Consider the following 14,804-nt stretch of genomic DNA (forward strand, 5'->3'; position numbering starts at 1 on the left):
CCCGCATGCACGAGCTGATCCTGTGGTGCGGCTTCGCCGGGGCATGGCTGCTGGTCGCGGGCCCGGTCTACCAGGCGGTCCTGGAGCTGCGCGACGAGGACATCGAGCGCGACCGGATCGCCGCGGTGGCCGCGGAGGTCGGCCGGCCCGAGCCGGTGTCCCCCTGGTGGTGGCTGATCCCGCCGGCGGCGTACTTCATCTCGAAGTCCCGCAGTGACCGGATGCGCCGGGAGATGGTGGCACGGCTCTCGGACGAGGACTTCGAGGCGTTCCTGGGCTTCGTCAACAAGGCGGCCGCCTGGCTGATGGTGGGCTGCGGCGGCTTCCTGATCGCGGCCAAGGAGACCTGGGAGCTGGTCGAGGGGATGGAGTGGGAGACCTGGCTCTTCTGGGTGCTCCTGGTCGTGATGGCTGGTGTCAGCGTCGGCCACGCCGCCGCTCGCTCCGGGCGGGAGCAGCAGATGGTGGCCGCGCGCCGCGCTCAGCCCTGAGCCGGTCCCTGCGGAGGGGCCTGCGGCGGGCTCTGGGGCGGGCTCTGGGGGTACGCCTGCGGTGGCCGGTACGCCGGCGGCGGCTGGGTCGGCCCGCCGGGCGGTCCCGCGGGCGGGCGGCCGTAGCCCTGCTGGCCGTAGCCGGTCGGCGACGGCTCCTGGAGCCGGGTGCGGACGGCGGCGCCGGCGCGGCGTACGGTCGCCGCGTCGAGCAGCCCGAGCGCGAACGCCAGGATCGCCGCGATGATCAGCGCGTAGGCGAACAGCAGGAACGTCGCGCCCACGCCCGAGGCTCCGACGGCCGGGCTCAGGTCGATGCCGAACGGCCCCTCGACGTGGGCGTGGAGGTTGGCGACCCTGACGAAGATCGGCACGGCGACCAGCAGCGCGACGACCCAGACGAGCAGCCCGCGCAGGGCCGACGGCCCGGCCGGGTGGCCCTTGCCGGCGTAGCCGGTGGCGCGTACGACGGCGTACGCCGCCGCGGCGAGGAGGAGCGGGGTGAGGACGACCGTGACCCACAGGCCGGGCTCGTGGAAGGTCCCGGTGAACCAGGTCAGGCGGCCGCCGGTGGGGAACTCCTGGCTGTCGCCGCCGAGGCTCTCGCTGAGGCTGGAGACCATCGACAGGATCTGGTCGATGCCGAAGACCCCGACCTTGCCGCAGGTGCCGAGGGTGATGGCCCACAGGCCGAGGTTGCCGGCGTACGCGATGACGCCGATGACCACCAGCCGCCAGTCGGCGCCGGTGAAGTCGCCGGTGTAGCCGGAGCTGCCCTTCCCGATCAGGAGCACGGCGAGGGCGGCGATGATCCCGGCCACGGGGAGCAGCGCGAAGACCGCGACCAGCCCCAGGATCGGCGCGCGCGCCCAGTCGTGGAGCAGCTGCGCCCAGTGGGCGTGGAGCCAGTCGCGGCGCAGCAGGACGGTGACGGCGAGGACGCCGAAGACGAGGATCAGCGTGAGGAAGAAGGCGCCGACCGCGCTCGCGTGGATCTTGGTGCCGTCGGAGTCGGCGGTGAAGACGAGCGCGAAGATCATCATCACCAGACCGCAGATCAACGCCGCGCGCAGCGCGTCGATGAGCGCCTCCAACGGGCGTCCGTAGCCCGCCGTGGCACGACGGAACACGATCACCGTCGCGGCCAGCGCGACCAGGGTGATGGTGAGCGGGATCGCGCTCGCGCTTGCGTTGACCGAGATGCCGGAGTCCTCCGCGCTGCCGCCGAACGAGGCCCCGAACGCGCCGGTCATCAGCGCGGTCATGAGCGTGAAGGTGTCGTGGACCGACACGTCCGGCTGCTTGCCGACGAACGCCAGCACGAGGGAGAGGAGCAGCGCCGAGCCGACGGTGGCGGCCGCGACGGTCCCCGCCGTACGCCACCCGCTGCGCAGGATCACGATGGCCTGGTCTGTCACGTCTGTCCTCCGGTCGGTCGGGGTCTGCGGTGATTGGCCGGGTCGCAGGTGGCCTGTCTAGCATCGAAGGCCGACCTCGTGCTGTCGACACCGCGGGTCGATCGCCGTTCCCTTCCCCGTGCCGAGGAGTCGAAACCATGCCGCGCCTGCGCGAGTACGCCGCCACGGCCGCAGCGGCGACTCTGCTGGCCGGGGCGGCGGGTCTCGCAGGCTGCGGCGCGACCGAGGGCTCCGAGCACGCAGCCGGCCCGACGAGTGACCCGACGATCGCTTCGACGGACGCCGCGGCCGGCCGGACGGGTTCGGCCACGCCGTCGCCGTCGGGATCGCCGAGCGCGACCGACCGGGCACCGAAGCCGAAGCGGGCACGACCCCCGCTGGCTGGCGTCACCGTCGGCATCGACCCCGGCCACAACGGTCTCAACCACACCGCGACCGACGTGATCACGCGCCAGGTCTGGAACGGGCGGACCTACGAGGACTGCAACACCACCGGCACCGCGACGTACGCCGGTTACCCCGAGTCGCGCTTCAACTTCCGGGTGGCGAGCTTCCTGGCGAGTGAGCTGCGGAGCCGCGGCGCGAGGGTCGTGATGACGCGCACCGACGACACCGGCGTCGGGCCCTGCATCGACCAGCGCGCCCGGATCATCAACCGCGCGCACGCCGACGTCGCCATCGACATCCACGCTGACGGCGGCCCTGACTCCGGACGCGGCTTCGCGATCCTGCAGCCGGTCCCCTCGGGCACCAACGACGCCGTCGTACCCGCGTCGCGGCGGTACGCCGGGATCCTGCGCGACTCGTTCCGCAAGACGGGCATGCCGACCTCGACGTACGACGGCGTCGACGGCCTCACCACCCGCGACGACCTCGCGGGGCTGAACCTGACGACCGTGCCGCAGGTGCTGCTCGAGGCCGGCAACATGCGCAACGCCGAGGACGCCGCGATGCTCACCTCGGACGCGTTCCAGCGGAAGGCAGCCCACCAGATCGCCGCGGCGATGACCGAGTTCGTCCGGCGCTCGCGGGACGGCTGACCCTGCCACGCAGCGGTGGCTCAGCAACGGTTCTACTGGACAGATCGGTTGCTGCTCCACCGCCGTCGGGCGCCGGGAGGCTAGAGCTGCTTCCAGGCCACCGTCGGGAGGCCGTACCTCGTCGCGATCGGGTTCCACGCCCGTGCCGCGGCCCGCTTCGGGGCGTGGCTCTTGACGCTCTGGTCGACCGCGCGGCGCTGGGCGCCGTGGTCGCTGTGGCAGCTCTTCTTGGTCTTGTGCATCGAGCGGCCCCAGGCCGCGAAGGCGAGGTCCGCCTTCTTGGACGCCGTCCACGCCTCGCTCAGCTGCGCGACGACCCTGGCCGAGCCCGGCAGCTTGCCGGTGTCGAGCCGACCGATCTGCCGCACCAGCCGCCCGCGCGAGGCGGCGGCGGTCGTGAAGGTCCGCACCGCCTTGTCGATGCCGCGGCAGGCGGTGAGGTCGCTCGCGGCGTCCTGGATGTCGCTCTTGTCGTTCATCGAGTCGGCCAGCAGCGCCGAGATGCTGCGCGCCACCTTCTCCCCCGCCGCCGTCGTGGTCGGGGACGTCGACGCCTTCGGGGTCGTCGCGCCCGCCGCGCCCTCGTCGGTGTCGGAGACCGGCGAGGTCACCGTCGAGCCACTGTCGTCGCGGTTCGCGATCGTCCCCAGCGCGAACGCGAGGCCGCCGACGAGGACGACGAGGACGACGCCCAGCGCGATCCACGGGCTCTTGCTCCGGCCGCGCCACGGCGCCGCCGGCCGGCCGCTCCGCGGCTGGCCTGCCGGCAACTGGCCCGGCGCGAAGCCCGGCGGCGGCCCCGGTGGCGGCGCGGACGGCGGCGCAGACGGCGGCGCGGACGGCGGCGCGGACGGCGGCGCGGACGGCGGCGCGGACGGCGGCGCGGACGGCGGCGCGGACGGCGGCGCGGACGGCGGCGCGGACGGCGCCTGGGGCACCGGCTGCGTCCACACGGGCGCCGGGACCCCCTGGGTCGGGGCAGGAACGCCCTGGGTCGGCGGCTGCATCCCCGGCACCGGCGCGGGCGACGACGGATTCGGGACCGGCTCGGGGGCGTGCCCGGGCCGGGCCACGGAGGCAGGCCCGGCCGCGGCATCACCGACCGGCGTCCCGCAGCCCGTGCAGAACTTCATCCCGTCGACCGAGCGGCCACAGGAGGTACAGAAGCGCTGAGTCACGCCCTGCACCCTAACCGCCGGGGGTATCCGGCCCTAGCCGAGGAAGGCTCATCCCGTGGTGGAGCTGGCCGACGCTGGTGCGCAGGCGGGTGAATCGTCTCCCTATGCTCGGTGCGACGCCCGCCCGCGCCGAGAAGGAGCTCCGATGCCCGACCCCCGTCCCGCCCTCCTGGTCATGGACTTCCAGCAGGAGATCGTCGAGCGGTACGACGGGACGGGCGTCGTGGACACCGCCCGCCGCGCCGCCGACGCGGCGCGGGAGGCGGGAGTCCCGGTGATGTTCGTCCGGGTGGCCTTCCGACCGGGCCACCCGGAGATCTCGGCGAGCAACCCGACGTTCGGTCGCCTCGCGCGGTCGGGCGAGGGGATGCTCGAGGAGCATGCGGCGACACAGATCCACGCTGCGCTGGCTCCCCGGCCCGACGAGCCGGTCGTGGTGAAGCGCCGGGTGAGCGCCTTCAGCGGCAGCGACCTCGACGTCCTCCTCCGCGCCGCCGGCGTCGACACCCTGGTCCTCGCCGGCATCGCGACCAGTGGCGTCGTGCTCTCCACGCTGCGGCAGGCGGCCGACCTCGACTTCCGCCTCGTCGTGCTCGCCGACGCGTGCGCCGACCGCGACCCCGAGGTGCACCGGGTCCTGCTGGAGAAGGTCTTCCCCAAGCAGGCGGTCGTCACCACTACCGACGAGTGGATCACGACCCTCGGCACCGACCTCTGACATCCTGCGGTCATGAGGCAGCAGCGTCGCTCCCGTCGGATCGCGATGAGCGAGGCGGAGCGGGACGCCTACCTGGCCACGGAGCGCACGTGCCGGGTGGCGACCGTCGGAGCGGACGGCCACCCGCACGTCGTACCCCTCTGGTTCGTGTGGGACGGATCGGCACTCTGGCTCTGGTCGCTGACCCGCAGCCAGCGCTGGGCGGACGTGGTCCGCGAGCCGCGGGTGTCCGCGGTGGTCGACAGCGGCGAGGAGTACGACGTGCTGCGCGGTGTCGAGATCTCAGGGCTTGCCGCGCCGACGGGCGACGGGCCACGGACCGAGTTCGCGCGGAAGTACCACGGCAGTGACGAGTTCCTCGACGACGGCCGGCACGCCTGGCTGCGCATCGAGCCGACCAAGATCATGAGCTGGGACTTCACCAAGATCCCGCGCTGAGCGCGGCGGTCACGCGAACTGCGCGATCAGCGGCGCGTGGTCGGACGCAGGCGCATTGGCACGCGCCCGCGGATCGGGCGTGATGCTCTCCAGCTGGGACACGTCGGCGTCGACCGACCTGAACCCGTCGAGCAGCGCGTGGCTGATCAGGATGTGGTCGATGAGCTCGGGCTGGCCCTCGTTGATCCGCGAGTAGTGGTGGTCGGCCGGCAGCTGGGGCGCGAGGTTCCACAGCCGCGCGACGTCGCCCTTGTCCGGGTGGCTGAACCCGCCGGTCCCGAACTGCGACCCGCTCGGCCCGTAGAGCAGCTGCGTCGTCGCCGCCTGCTCGGTGTCGTTGAGGTCGCCGAGCACGACGACGCGGCGGGTGTCGAGGTCGGTGAGCAGCGTGTTCACGTGCATCCGCACCGTGGTCGCCTCCGCCGTACGCCGGAAGAGCGCGTACGCGCCGTACCTCGCCCGCTGGTCCTCGTCGCGCGGAGCGAACCGCCCGCCCGGGTAGGTCAGCAGCTTCGACTTCAGGTGGACCGTGACGAGGTCCCAGGTCACACCGCCGACGTCGTACGTCGCGTGCAGCCCGCCGCGCCCCATCGCAGCCTCCATCGCGGGCGGCTCACCCTCCGCGGCCGGGTCGCCGACCTGGACCGGCTCGAGGCTCGCGGGGAACGCGAGCAGATCCGTCGTCGCCGACGCCGCGACCCGGGAGAGGAAGCCGACCCGGATCCCGCGGGCGTCCGGATGGCCCGACAGCACCCCGTTCCATCCGGCGCCGAGCGCCTCGAGCAGGTCGGTGAACGCCGCCGGCTGTCCCACCTCCTGCACCGCCAGCACGTCCGGCGCGTGCGCCTTGATGGTGTCGACCAGGGTCGCCAGCTTGGCGTCGTACGCCTCCTGCGTCGTCGGCCCGTCACCGCCCGGGCGATACAGGTTCTCCAGGTTCCACGTCCCGATCGTGACCATCGCTGCCTCCCTGCAGTCGAGGATCGCTGCTCCCGCCCTCCGAAGAGCACGACCAGTCTGCTCGCGATACGCCGGCAGCGGCACTCGGCGGGAGAAGCCGTTCGACAACGTGGCCGCCGCTCTCCCGTGGGGCGGCAGAACGCTCCACGGTGGTCTGGACCAGCCCTAAGGTAAAGAGCGGGAACACCCTCGACTCGGGACGAAGGAGGACCCCATGACCACAACCCGCCCATCGGGATCCACGCGAGGACACGAGCAGTCACCCGGGCGCAGATCCACGACCCGGCTGCTCCGACGAGGCACGGCGTTCGCAGCGGCTGCGGCCAGCGCGGTCGCGCTCTCGGTCGTGGCCCCTGCCCCAGGCGAGGCTGACGAGCCACGCCTCGACGGCTTCACCACCGCCTCGAGCGCGAGCGAGCGCGCCGCGGAGGACGCGTTCATGGACCAGCCGTCCGCCGCGCTCGCCCGCGAGCTCGACGAGCAGCTGGCGGAGCACACGGCGACGGTCGGTACGCCGGGCGACGAGCGCCGCATGGAGCAGATCGTGGCGCGGCTGCGGTCCTTCGGCCTCTCGCCGCGGGTGCACACCTACTACGTCTACATGTCCACGCCGAAGCACATCGGCGTGGAGCTCACCTCGCCGGTGCACTTCCAGGCGGCCAACAAGGAGAAGTGCCGCTCGGTCGAGACCGACTGCCGGCACACCGTGGTCGGCTACAACGCGCTCTCACCGTCCGGCGACGTCACCGCCCCGGTCGTCTACGCGAACTACGGCACGACCGACGACTACGCGACGCTCGCCGAGCAGGGCGTCAGCGTCAAGGGCAAGATCGTGCTCACCCGCTACGGCAAGGTCTTCCGGGGCGTGAAGACCAACCTCGCGGCCGAGCACGGCGCCAAGGGCGTGCTCATCTACTCCGACCCCGCGGACGACGGCGACACCAGGGGTACGACGTACCCGGACGGTCCGTGGCGCGCGCCCGACGGCATCCAGCGCGGCAGCGTCCAGGAGCTCTGGCAGTACGGCGGGGACCCCCTGACCCCCGGCAAGCCGGCGACGAAGCACGCGAAGCGGATCGACCCGAGCAAGGCCAACATCGCCAGGCTGCCGACGACGCCGCTGAGCTACGCCTCGGCGAAGCCGATCCTGGAGCACCTCGGCGGGCCGGAGGCACCGAAGGAGTGGCAGGGCGGCCTGCCGCTGACCTACCGCCTCGGCTCCGGCTCCACGGTCCACATGGATCTCGACATCGACTATTCCGTGAAGCCGGTGTACGACGTCACGGTCACGATCCCGGGCGCCACGCACCCCGACGAGATCGTGCAGGTCGGCGCCCACCACGACGCCTGGACCTACGGCAGCGACGACAACCTGTCCGGCGCGGAGGCCGTGCTGCAGATCGCGCGCGGGCTGCACAACCTCGAGTCGACCGGCTGGCGGCCGGCGCGGACGATCCGACTCAGCACCTGGGACGGCGAGGAGTACGGCCTGTTCGGCTCCACCGAGTACGCCGAGGACCAGGGCGCCAAGCGGCTCGGCAAGGTCGTGGCGTACCTCAACATGGACGGTGCGGGCGGTGAGCACTTCGGCGCGTCCTCGGTCCCCTCGCTCGACGGCGTCATCAGCGACGTCGCCAAGCACGTCCCGTGGCCCGGCACCGACGGCTCGGCGTACGACGAGTGGGCCGACAACAGCGACGACGCCACCCCGACGCCCGGGCGGCTGGGCAGCGGGTCGGACTACACGGCGTACCTCGACCACTACGGCGTCCCCGCGGCGGACATCGGCTCCTCCACCCACAGCGGCGACTACCACTGCAGCTGCGACAACTTCTACATGGAGGACCACTTCATCGACCCCGGCTGGAAGTACCACGTCGCGACCGCGCAGGTCGTCGGCCTCACCACGATGCGCCTCGCCGACGCCGACGTGGTGCCGCTGCACTACCAGCCGTACGCCGACGAGGTAGGCCAGTACCTCGACGACCTCGCTTCCCAGCAGGAGAGCGCCTTCGGGCGCCAGGTGGTCGACCTCGGGCCGGACAAGGAGCAGGCGGCCGGCTGGTCGGACGCCGCCGAGAAGCTGCAGTCGACGATCGACGCGAAGCTCGACGCGAACGCCGACGCACGCACCCTCGACGCACTCACGCGGCGCCTGGAGAAGGTCGAACGCGAGCTGCTCGTCGGCGCCGGTCTGCCCGGACGGTCGTGGTACCGCCACCAGATCTACGCGCCCGGCGTCAACTCCGGCTACGGCACGCAGGTCCTGCCGGCGATCAACGACGCACTGTTCCTCCGCAACGACACCGGTGAGGCGCAGCGCTACGCGAACACCCTCCACGACAGCCTGAGATCGGCCACCCGCACGCTGCAGTGAGCATCACTAGGACGCCGGGGCCCCGTACACCTCGAGCTCGGTCAGGTCGGTGTACGAGCAACCTGAGAACGCACCGTCGGGGCAGCTGGTCGCGAAGTCCGGGGTCTGGTTGCCCAGGATCGTGAACCGCACGTACGTGACGCCCTGGCTGCCCGCGGTGGGGACGATCGGGTTCAGCCGACCGAGGTCGGCGGAGGTGAAGGAACCCGTGGCCGCGGTGGTCCAGGTGGTGCCGTCCTGCGAGGTCTCGATCGAGAAGGCGCCGGTCGAGGCGCTCGCGCCGTCCCCGCAGGTGGCCGAGGGATCGACCGCGAACTGCGAGACGTCCACACCCTGCGGCAGCCGCACCGTGATGTGCTTGGGCACGAACACGTTCGTCGGGTCGCCTGCGTCGTCGCCGGTGGTGCTGCCCCACCCGGTGCTCAGGCTGTTGTCGATGGCGCCGTCGGGCCCACAGACAGGGGAGTAGTCCGGCCCGTTGAAGTCGCTGATCGAGGCACCGCCGGTCTCCGACGCCCAGTCACGACGCAGGGTGAAGTCCTCGACCGCGCCGCGCCCGGTGACGGTCACCGCCGTCGTCACGGGGTCGAAGCCGGGGGCGCTGACCTGCAGCTTCTGGTAGGTGCCGACCGGCACGGGGCCGAGCTGATACGTGCCGTCGTCGCCGGTGGTGGCCGACGGGTTGACCGGCCCGGACCCGCCCTGGAACGCCAGTGTCACGGTGGCACCGGAGACGGGCGCGCCGGTGTCCGGGTCGGTGACCGCGCCTGTGATCGTCGCCGTGGCCGGGTGGTGGGGCGGGGTGTGGAAGTCGGCACCGGGTGCCGCGTCGTCAGCGCCGAGGCTGCCGGCGTAGAAGCCCATGCCCCGGTGGGCGAAGACCGACCAGATGGTGTGCTGGTCCCGGCCGCCGAACAACGCGGTGTCGGCCATCAGGATCGCGTTGCGCTCGTCGAGGAACGACGGGTTGGCAGGTGAGAGCTCCATGGCGCGGGTCACCAGCGACTCGGACTTCGCAGAGCCGAGCGCATCGCGCAGGTCCCACAGCGTCTCCGCCCAGATCTCACCGTCGGAGTGCACCTCCGGGAGCCCGAACACCTGGCCGTAGTCGGCGTAGGTGTAGCCGCCCGAGTGGCCGGTGTCGCCCCCGTTGCAGGCCTCCGCGGTGGAGCCGACCTTGCAGTCCATCGGCTGGGTCCGGTCCAGCGCCACGCCGGCGCCGTCGTACTGGAAGAGCACCACGTCCACCGCGCGTCGGTCGTCGGTCTGCAGGTGCTGGTCGACCAGGTAGTCCATCGCGTACCAGTCGCTCCAGGCCTCGCCCATCGCACCGGCCTGGACGACTCCTAGGGTGGAGTCGCCCGAGGGATCCACGACCAGCCGGTTCGACAGGCCATGCGTGTACTCGTGGTAGACGGTGTCGGCCTCGTCGCCCACGTTGGTCGGCGAGAACGGGTCCCCGTCGGGGTAGGTGGTACCGGGCTGGTGCTGCAGGTACATCTGCATCGTGGGCGACTGGCCGTCCGGCGGCGTGCTCATGTTGGCGTTGTCGAGGTGGTTGCCGTCCGGCAGCCCGGCGCTGGTGTTCGCGCCGTCGTCGGTCTGGGTGTCGACCGGGTCACCGCCCTTGCCACGGTGGGTGCGGTTCGTCACCTGGAAGTTGCCGGCCGCCTCGGTGAACCCGATCGGCGCAGCCAGCAGGTGGTCGTGCCAGTTGTTGACGTAGAAGAAGACCTGGGCGGCGTTCTGCGCGCGGTTGGCCTGCCACGAGAACGGCGTGTCGGGATCCCACGAGCAGGGGAACGGGTTGTCACAGAACGACACGTCGGAGAGATGGAAGGGCTGGAGCGGGTAGTCCCACCGGTTCCCGGCCGAGGGCGGCACCTCCTCGGAGCTCTCCGCCAGGTTGTCGTCGTCCACGTCGGAGTAGGTGTGGGAGTTGTTGCCCGACAGCGTCCGCGCGGTGGCAGGCAGCCAGCCGCGCCGGGTGTAGTCGACCGAGACCTGCTCGCCGCCGGGCCGGTGCCCGGGGAAGTAGGCGTAGGCCAGCCCGCCGCTGTCGCCGGAGTTCGCGTCCGAGCTGAGCGAGCGGCGGTACAGCAGCCGGGCGGTGTGCGCGTCCACGACGGACAAGGCCGGCTGCGAGGCGGACATGGTGACCACCCGCCACCCCAGATGGGTGCCGGTGCGGGTGACGAAGAGCACCGGCCCGGCCACATCCCGACGGCCGGGTGTCGTCGGCTCGCCGAGCTTGCGCCGGGCTGCGGAGATGGCCGCGGCCGCGGTGCCGATCCGGCGCGCCCCCGCCGGCGGGGCGTCGGCACCGGAGACCGGCGAGCCGCCGATCATCAGCAGCCGCCCGGTCCTGGTGACGGCGGCGTCCAGCCCGTTGCCGAAGACCTCAACGCCCCCGATCCGCTGGGTCCACGACAGGTGGTGGGTCCCGGCGATGTCGACGTAGTCCTGTCGGAAGTGGAGGGTCGTCAGGTCCCGGCCGGTCAGCCCGAAGGCGGTCTCGTGGGCCCGTACGTAGCCGAGAGCGATCGAGCGTGGCGACGCCGAGCTCGCGCCGGTGAGGAACCCGTCGAGCCTGCCTACCAGCCGCGGCGTACCGGTGGTGCCGTCGATGTCGACGAGCCCCTGGTCGCCGAGCGACCGGCGCAGCGACCGAGTCGAAGGCCGGGCCGCCGCCCTGGCGGCGGTGCGTGCCAGCCGGGCCTTCGCCGCAGCGCTGGTCCCGTACCGGGCGTCGAAGGCCCCGCGCTGCTCGTGCTGGGTCTTCCCGAGGCTCGCCCTTGCGGTGGGCTTGGCTCGGTCGGCGGCGTACGACGTGCCGGTGCTCAGACCGGTGCCGATCGCCAGCACCCCGACGGCCAGCACGACCGTGGACCGCTTGAGGCTGGTATTCCGCGTGTGCATGGCTGCCCCCCGGACACTGCGCCGAGCCTCCGTCGAGACCCTCACGACAATCTGGCGGCAGACGCGGGGTTGCGGCAAGAGGCGGATGCCCCGTCTTGGGGAGAGCGCCGAGGAGCGCGCCGGTGCCGTCGTACGTCGGCGAGAGTGCGTGGCGAGCGGCGCCGCTGGGGCATACTTGCCTGCGGCCCGATCCCGGGCCCGGCCTCCGTAGCTCAGCTGGATAGAGCAGCGGCCTTCTAATCCGCGGGTCACAGGTTCGAATCCTGTCGGGGGCGCTACCTCATCAACGCCTTCGCGCTGGTCGCGAGCGTCGTGGCGATCGTGTGGAGCCGGGCCTTCACCGGCGCGACCCTTGGCTGGCTGGCCTTCGCCGACGCGATCGCGATGGCGGTCCTCGCCGCCGGTGCGCTGGTCCTGCACGAGCTGACCACCGAGCGCGTCGTCCACACGCTCGAGGTCAAGGAGCAGGAGGCACCGGAGTACCGGTCGGTCGCCTGACCGGCGATCTCACCGGACGGGCCGGGCGCATCGCGCCCGGCCCGTGTGCTCATCCGGGTCTGCGACTACGCGACCGCTCAGCTCAGCCGTCCGAGCCGCCGGTAGAGGTCGATCTCGGAGCTGAGCCGGTACGGCACCGGCGCACCGGACCGGACGACGGTCGCGGCGAGCCTCTCCAGGGCGAGCAGGAGCTCGCCGCGCAGGTCCTGCGAGTCCCAGTGCCGTGGCGAGGCGTCCCGTGCCGCACGCAGGCGCGCGCGGGCGGCGGTCACCTCCAGGTCGCGCGCTCGGAGGAGCCGACCGCCCGGGCCGGGACGAACCGAAGGGACCGTGGATTGGTGCATGTTCGTCTCCGACCGCTCACGAGGCCCGCGGCCCCTGAAGGTGACGGGCCCTCCGGACGTCGGGCACCGCGCTTCGTGTCGACGGTACTCCTCCCGCGCGTCGGCGCGGTCAGCGGCGCTCGTCGGCAGGGTCGCGCTCCTCGGTGTCGAGCTCGACCAGCTCGCGCAGCCCTGGAACCGCCCGGGCGAGCGCGGCCGCGGCCGCGGGCGAGAGCTTCGAGACGAGTACGGCGAGCTCGGCCGCGCCCTCGCGCTGCCGGCCGGCCACGTAGTCGGCGCCCGCGTCGGTGATCTCCACCAGGGCGACCCGCCCGTCCGAGGCGTGCCGACGGCGTACGACGTGCCCGGCCGCCGCGAGCTTCGTGACCATGCTCGTCATCGCCGGCTGGGTGACCCCTTCCACCGCGGCGAGGTCGGTGATGCGCCGCGGGCCGCTGCGTGCGAGGGTGCCAAGCGTGGAGAGAGCGGTGAGGCTGAGGTCACGCGGCGTACGCCGGACGACGGCGGTCAGCAGCGCGTACAGCGCCTCCGCCACCTCGGACTCCGTCGCCCCCGGCCCCCCGGTCACAGCGACACCCTACCCGATCGCATTGACGCTTTATATAAACGATCAATACAGTTTCCTCGTGCACTCTCCGACTGGCGCGCCGTCGCGCCGGGAGCCATGACGGCGCCCGAGCGACACGAACCCGTCGTGGTCGTCGGGTTCGACGGATCGACGACCTCGGAGCACGCGCTCCACTACGCCATCGGCCTCGCCGGCCGGCAGGGGGCGTCTGTGCTCGCCGTGCACGTGCTCTCGGCGCCGTACGACCCCTTCTGGGCCTCGCAGGCCGCCGCCGACCCGACGGTCCGCTCCGGCCTCGAGGAGACGGTGAAGGACGTCGCCGCGCACACCGATGTCCCGGTCACGTTCACCACGGCCTTCGGCGATCCCGCGGCCGTCCTGTCCAGGATCGCGACGGACCGTCGCGCCGACGCGATCGTCGTCGGCGCGAGCACCGCTGCGGTCCACAAGTTCTTCGGCTCCACCGCGGTCCGGACGGTCCGCAACTGCCCCTGCCCGGTGACCGTCGTCCCCTGAGACCGGCGCTCTCCGGGCTCCCAGCAGACACCTCTGCCTCTCACAGCGATGTCACAGAACGCGCGCGGACAGTAGTCATCGTCAAGCCCTTCCAGGAGGTCCCGATGGCCAAGCACCGCCGCTTCCGCAACACGCTCGCCGCCTCTGCGCTGGCGATCCCGCTCGTCGCACTTCCGGTCGCCCTCCCCGCTGCTGCGTCGGCGGTGGACAGCCCCGTTCCGGGCTACGGCTACGGCTACAGCTACGGGGGTGGATACGGCTACGGCGGCGGCGGTTATGGCGGCTACGGCTACGGCGGTGGCTACGGTGACTACGGCTACGGCGAGGGGCTGCCGTCGTACGGCTCGCAGGACTCGGGTACGACGACGCTGGACACCGAGCCGGCGACCACGGCCGAGTCGAAGGGCGTGGTGCTCGTCGACACGATCGTCGACTACGGGTCGGCGGAGGCGGCGGGCACCGGGCTCGTCCTGAGCAGCGACGGGATCGTGGTGACCAACCACCACGTCGTCGAGGGCGCGACCGAGATCAAGGTGTCGGTGCCCGGCGGCAAGACGTACGACGCGACGGTGCTCGGCTACGACGACACCCACGACGTCGCGGTGCTGCAGCTGAAGGGCGCCTCCGGCCTCTCCACGGTCGCGACCGACAAGGCGGCGGTCTCCGACGGCGAACAGGTCACCTCGGTCGGCAACGCCGAGGGCGAGGGCTCTCTCGTCGCTGCCGACGGCACGGTGACCGACCCGAGCACCGCCATCACGGTGACCGACGACGACGGCTCGAAGAGCCGCCTCACCGGCCTGATCGAGGTCGACGCCGACATCGTCTCCGGTGACTCCGGCGGTGCGCTCCTCGACGCGGACGGCGAGGTAGTCGGCATGAACGTCGCCGCCAGCAGCGGCGGGTCGGACATCTCCGGCTATGCGATCCCGATCGACCGCGTCCTCGACATCGCCGCGCAGATCATCGCCGGCAAGGATGGCGGCGACGTCGAGATCGGGTACGACGCGGCGCTCGGCGTCCAGCTCTACGGCTCCGGCACGCCTCGGGTCGCCGGGGTCGTCGACGGCGGCGCCGCCGACGACGCCGGCGTGACGGTCGGCTCGACGATCACCTCGATCGACGGGACCTCGGTCAGCAGCCTCTCCGACATCACTGACGTCCTCGCGAAGCACGAGCCGGGTGACCGCGTCAGCCTGCACTGGACCGACGAGTCGGGCGACGCCCACACCGCGACGGTCACGCTGGGTCGGGCGCCGGTCGCCTGACCGCCCGGCGCGCGTGACGTCCCGGCCGGCATCGGCTTCCTCCGTGTCGGTGAACTTCCGAGACGTTTCCT

General features: G+C 72.2%; 15 protein-coding genes and 1 tRNA gene. 10 read left to right on the forward strand and 6 right to left on the reverse strand.

What is annotated here, in order from left to right:
* The first annotated feature begins 5 nt into the window (after positions 1 to 5).
* Entirely contained in the window at positions 6 to 491 is a 486-nt protein-coding gene (locus ABLE53_RS16670; protein WP_348860177.1) for a hypothetical protein, read from the forward strand.
* Here ABLE53_RS16670 and ABLE53_RS16675 read toward each other — a convergent pair.
* The gene (locus ABLE53_RS16675) at positions 482 to 1,909 is read right to left on the reverse strand and encodes a hypothetical protein (RefSeq protein WP_348860178.1); all 1,428 of its coding nucleotides are present in this window, start codon (positions 1,907 to 1,909) and stop codon (positions 482 to 484) included. The genes ABLE53_RS16670 and ABLE53_RS16675 overlap by 10 nt on opposite strands.
* Before the next feature lie 137 nt (positions 1,910 to 2,046).
* Here ABLE53_RS16675 and ABLE53_RS16680 point away from each other — a divergent pair, with 137 nt between their 5' ends.
* On the forward strand, positions 2,047 to 2,949 hold the full coding sequence (locus ABLE53_RS16680) for an N-acetylmuramoyl-L-alanine amidase (protein WP_348860179.1): 903 nt from the start codon (positions 2,047 to 2,049) through the stop codon (positions 2,947 to 2,949).
* Positions 2,950 to 3,029: 80 nt separating this feature from the next.
* On the opposite strand, the gene ABLE53_RS16685 is transcribed toward ABLE53_RS16680, so the two are convergent.
* Entirely contained in the window at positions 3,030 to 3,464 is a 435-nt protein-coding gene (locus ABLE53_RS16685; RefSeq protein WP_348860180.1) for a hypothetical protein, read from the reverse strand.
* Here ABLE53_RS16685 and ABLE53_RS16690 point away from each other — a divergent pair.
* The 3 genes from ABLE53_RS16690 (at position 3,451) to ABLE53_RS16700 (ending at position 5,283) form a co-directional block, all read left to right on the forward strand.
* Positions 3,451 to 4,122: a hypothetical protein gene (locus ABLE53_RS16690; protein WP_348860181.1), complete on the forward strand. Its 672-nt coding sequence runs from the start codon at positions 3,451 to 3,453 to the stop codon at positions 4,120 to 4,122. The two genes, ABLE53_RS16685 and ABLE53_RS16690, sit on opposite strands and share 14 nt — an antisense overlap.
* A 150-nt stretch (positions 4,123 to 4,272) precedes the next feature.
* Positions 4,273 to 4,845, forward strand: a complete 573-nt coding sequence (locus ABLE53_RS16695; protein ID WP_348860182.1) for a cysteine hydrolase family protein — start codon at positions 4,273 to 4,275, stop codon at positions 4,843 to 4,845.
* Between the two features lie 12 nt (positions 4,846 to 4,857).
* Entirely contained in the window at positions 4,858 to 5,283 is a 426-nt protein-coding gene (locus ABLE53_RS16700; protein WP_348860183.1) for a pyridoxamine 5'-phosphate oxidase family protein, read from the forward strand.
* A 9-nt stretch (positions 5,284 to 5,292) separates the two neighbouring features.
* On the opposite strand, the gene ABLE53_RS16705 is transcribed toward ABLE53_RS16700, so the two are convergent.
* Positions 5,293 to 6,243, reverse strand: a complete 951-nt coding sequence (locus ABLE53_RS16705) for an endonuclease/exonuclease/phosphatase family protein (RefSeq protein WP_348860184.1) — start codon at positions 6,241 to 6,243, stop codon at positions 5,293 to 5,295.
* A 214-nt stretch (positions 6,244 to 6,457) separates the two neighbouring features.
* On the opposite strand from ABLE53_RS16705, the gene ABLE53_RS16710 reads away from it, so the two are divergent.
* Positions 6,458 to 8,620 (forward strand): M28 family peptidase, encoded by a 2,163-nt coding sequence (locus tag ABLE53_RS16710; RefSeq protein WP_348860185.1) that lies wholly within the window; start codon positions 6,458 to 6,460, stop codon positions 8,618 to 8,620.
* Positions 8,621 to 8,626: 6 nt separating this feature from the next.
* Here ABLE53_RS16710 and ABLE53_RS16715 read toward each other — a convergent pair whose 3' ends face one another.
* On the reverse strand, positions 8,627 to 11,539 hold the full coding sequence (locus ABLE53_RS16715; protein WP_348860187.1) for a M36 family metallopeptidase: 2,913 nt from the start codon (positions 11,537 to 11,539) through the stop codon (positions 8,627 to 8,629).
* A 201-nt stretch (positions 11,540 to 11,740) separates the two neighbouring features.
* Between ABLE53_RS16715 and ABLE53_RS16720 the strand changes: the two genes are divergently transcribed.
* Positions 11,741 to 11,814, forward strand: a tRNA-Arg gene (locus ABLE53_RS16720).
* 37 nt (positions 11,815 to 11,851) lie between these two features.
* Complete coding sequence (locus ABLE53_RS16725) at positions 11,852 to 12,037, forward strand: hypothetical protein (protein WP_348860188.1); 186 nt, start codon at positions 11,852 to 11,854, stop codon at positions 12,035 to 12,037.
* Positions 12,038 to 12,114: 77 nt separating this feature from the next.
* Here ABLE53_RS16725 and ABLE53_RS16730 read toward each other — a convergent pair whose 3' ends face one another.
* Positions 12,115 to 12,381, reverse strand: a complete 267-nt coding sequence (locus ABLE53_RS16730; protein WP_348860190.1) for a hypothetical protein — start codon at positions 12,379 to 12,381, stop codon at positions 12,115 to 12,117.
* 109 nt (positions 12,382 to 12,490) lie between these two features.
* Positions 12,491 to 12,949 carry a MarR family winged helix-turn-helix transcriptional regulator gene (locus ABLE53_RS16735; protein ID WP_348860191.1) on the reverse strand — a complete coding sequence of 153 codons (459 nt, stop codon included), beginning with the start codon at positions 12,947 to 12,949 and terminating at the stop codon, positions 12,491 to 12,493.
* Between the two features lie 96 nt (positions 12,950 to 13,045).
* Here ABLE53_RS16735 and ABLE53_RS16740 point away from each other — a divergent pair, with 96 nt between their 5' ends.
* A complete protein-coding gene (locus tag ABLE53_RS16740; protein WP_348860192.1) occupies positions 13,046 to 13,465 on the forward strand; it encodes a universal stress protein in 420 nt (139 codons plus the stop codon).
* A 104-nt stretch (positions 13,466 to 13,569) separates the two neighbouring features.
* Positions 13,570 to 14,733, forward strand: coding sequence for a S1C family serine protease (locus tag ABLE53_RS16745; RefSeq protein ID WP_348860193.1), 1,164 nt, complete (start codon positions 13,570 to 13,572; stop codon positions 14,731 to 14,733).
* The last annotated feature ends 71 nt before the right edge of the window (positions 14,734 to 14,804 follow it).

Source organism: Nocardioides asiaticus, from assembly GCF_040049175.1.
Classification (GTDB): domain Bacteria; phylum Actinomycetota; class Actinomycetes; order Propionibacteriales; family Nocardioidaceae; genus Nocardioides; species Nocardioides cheoyonin.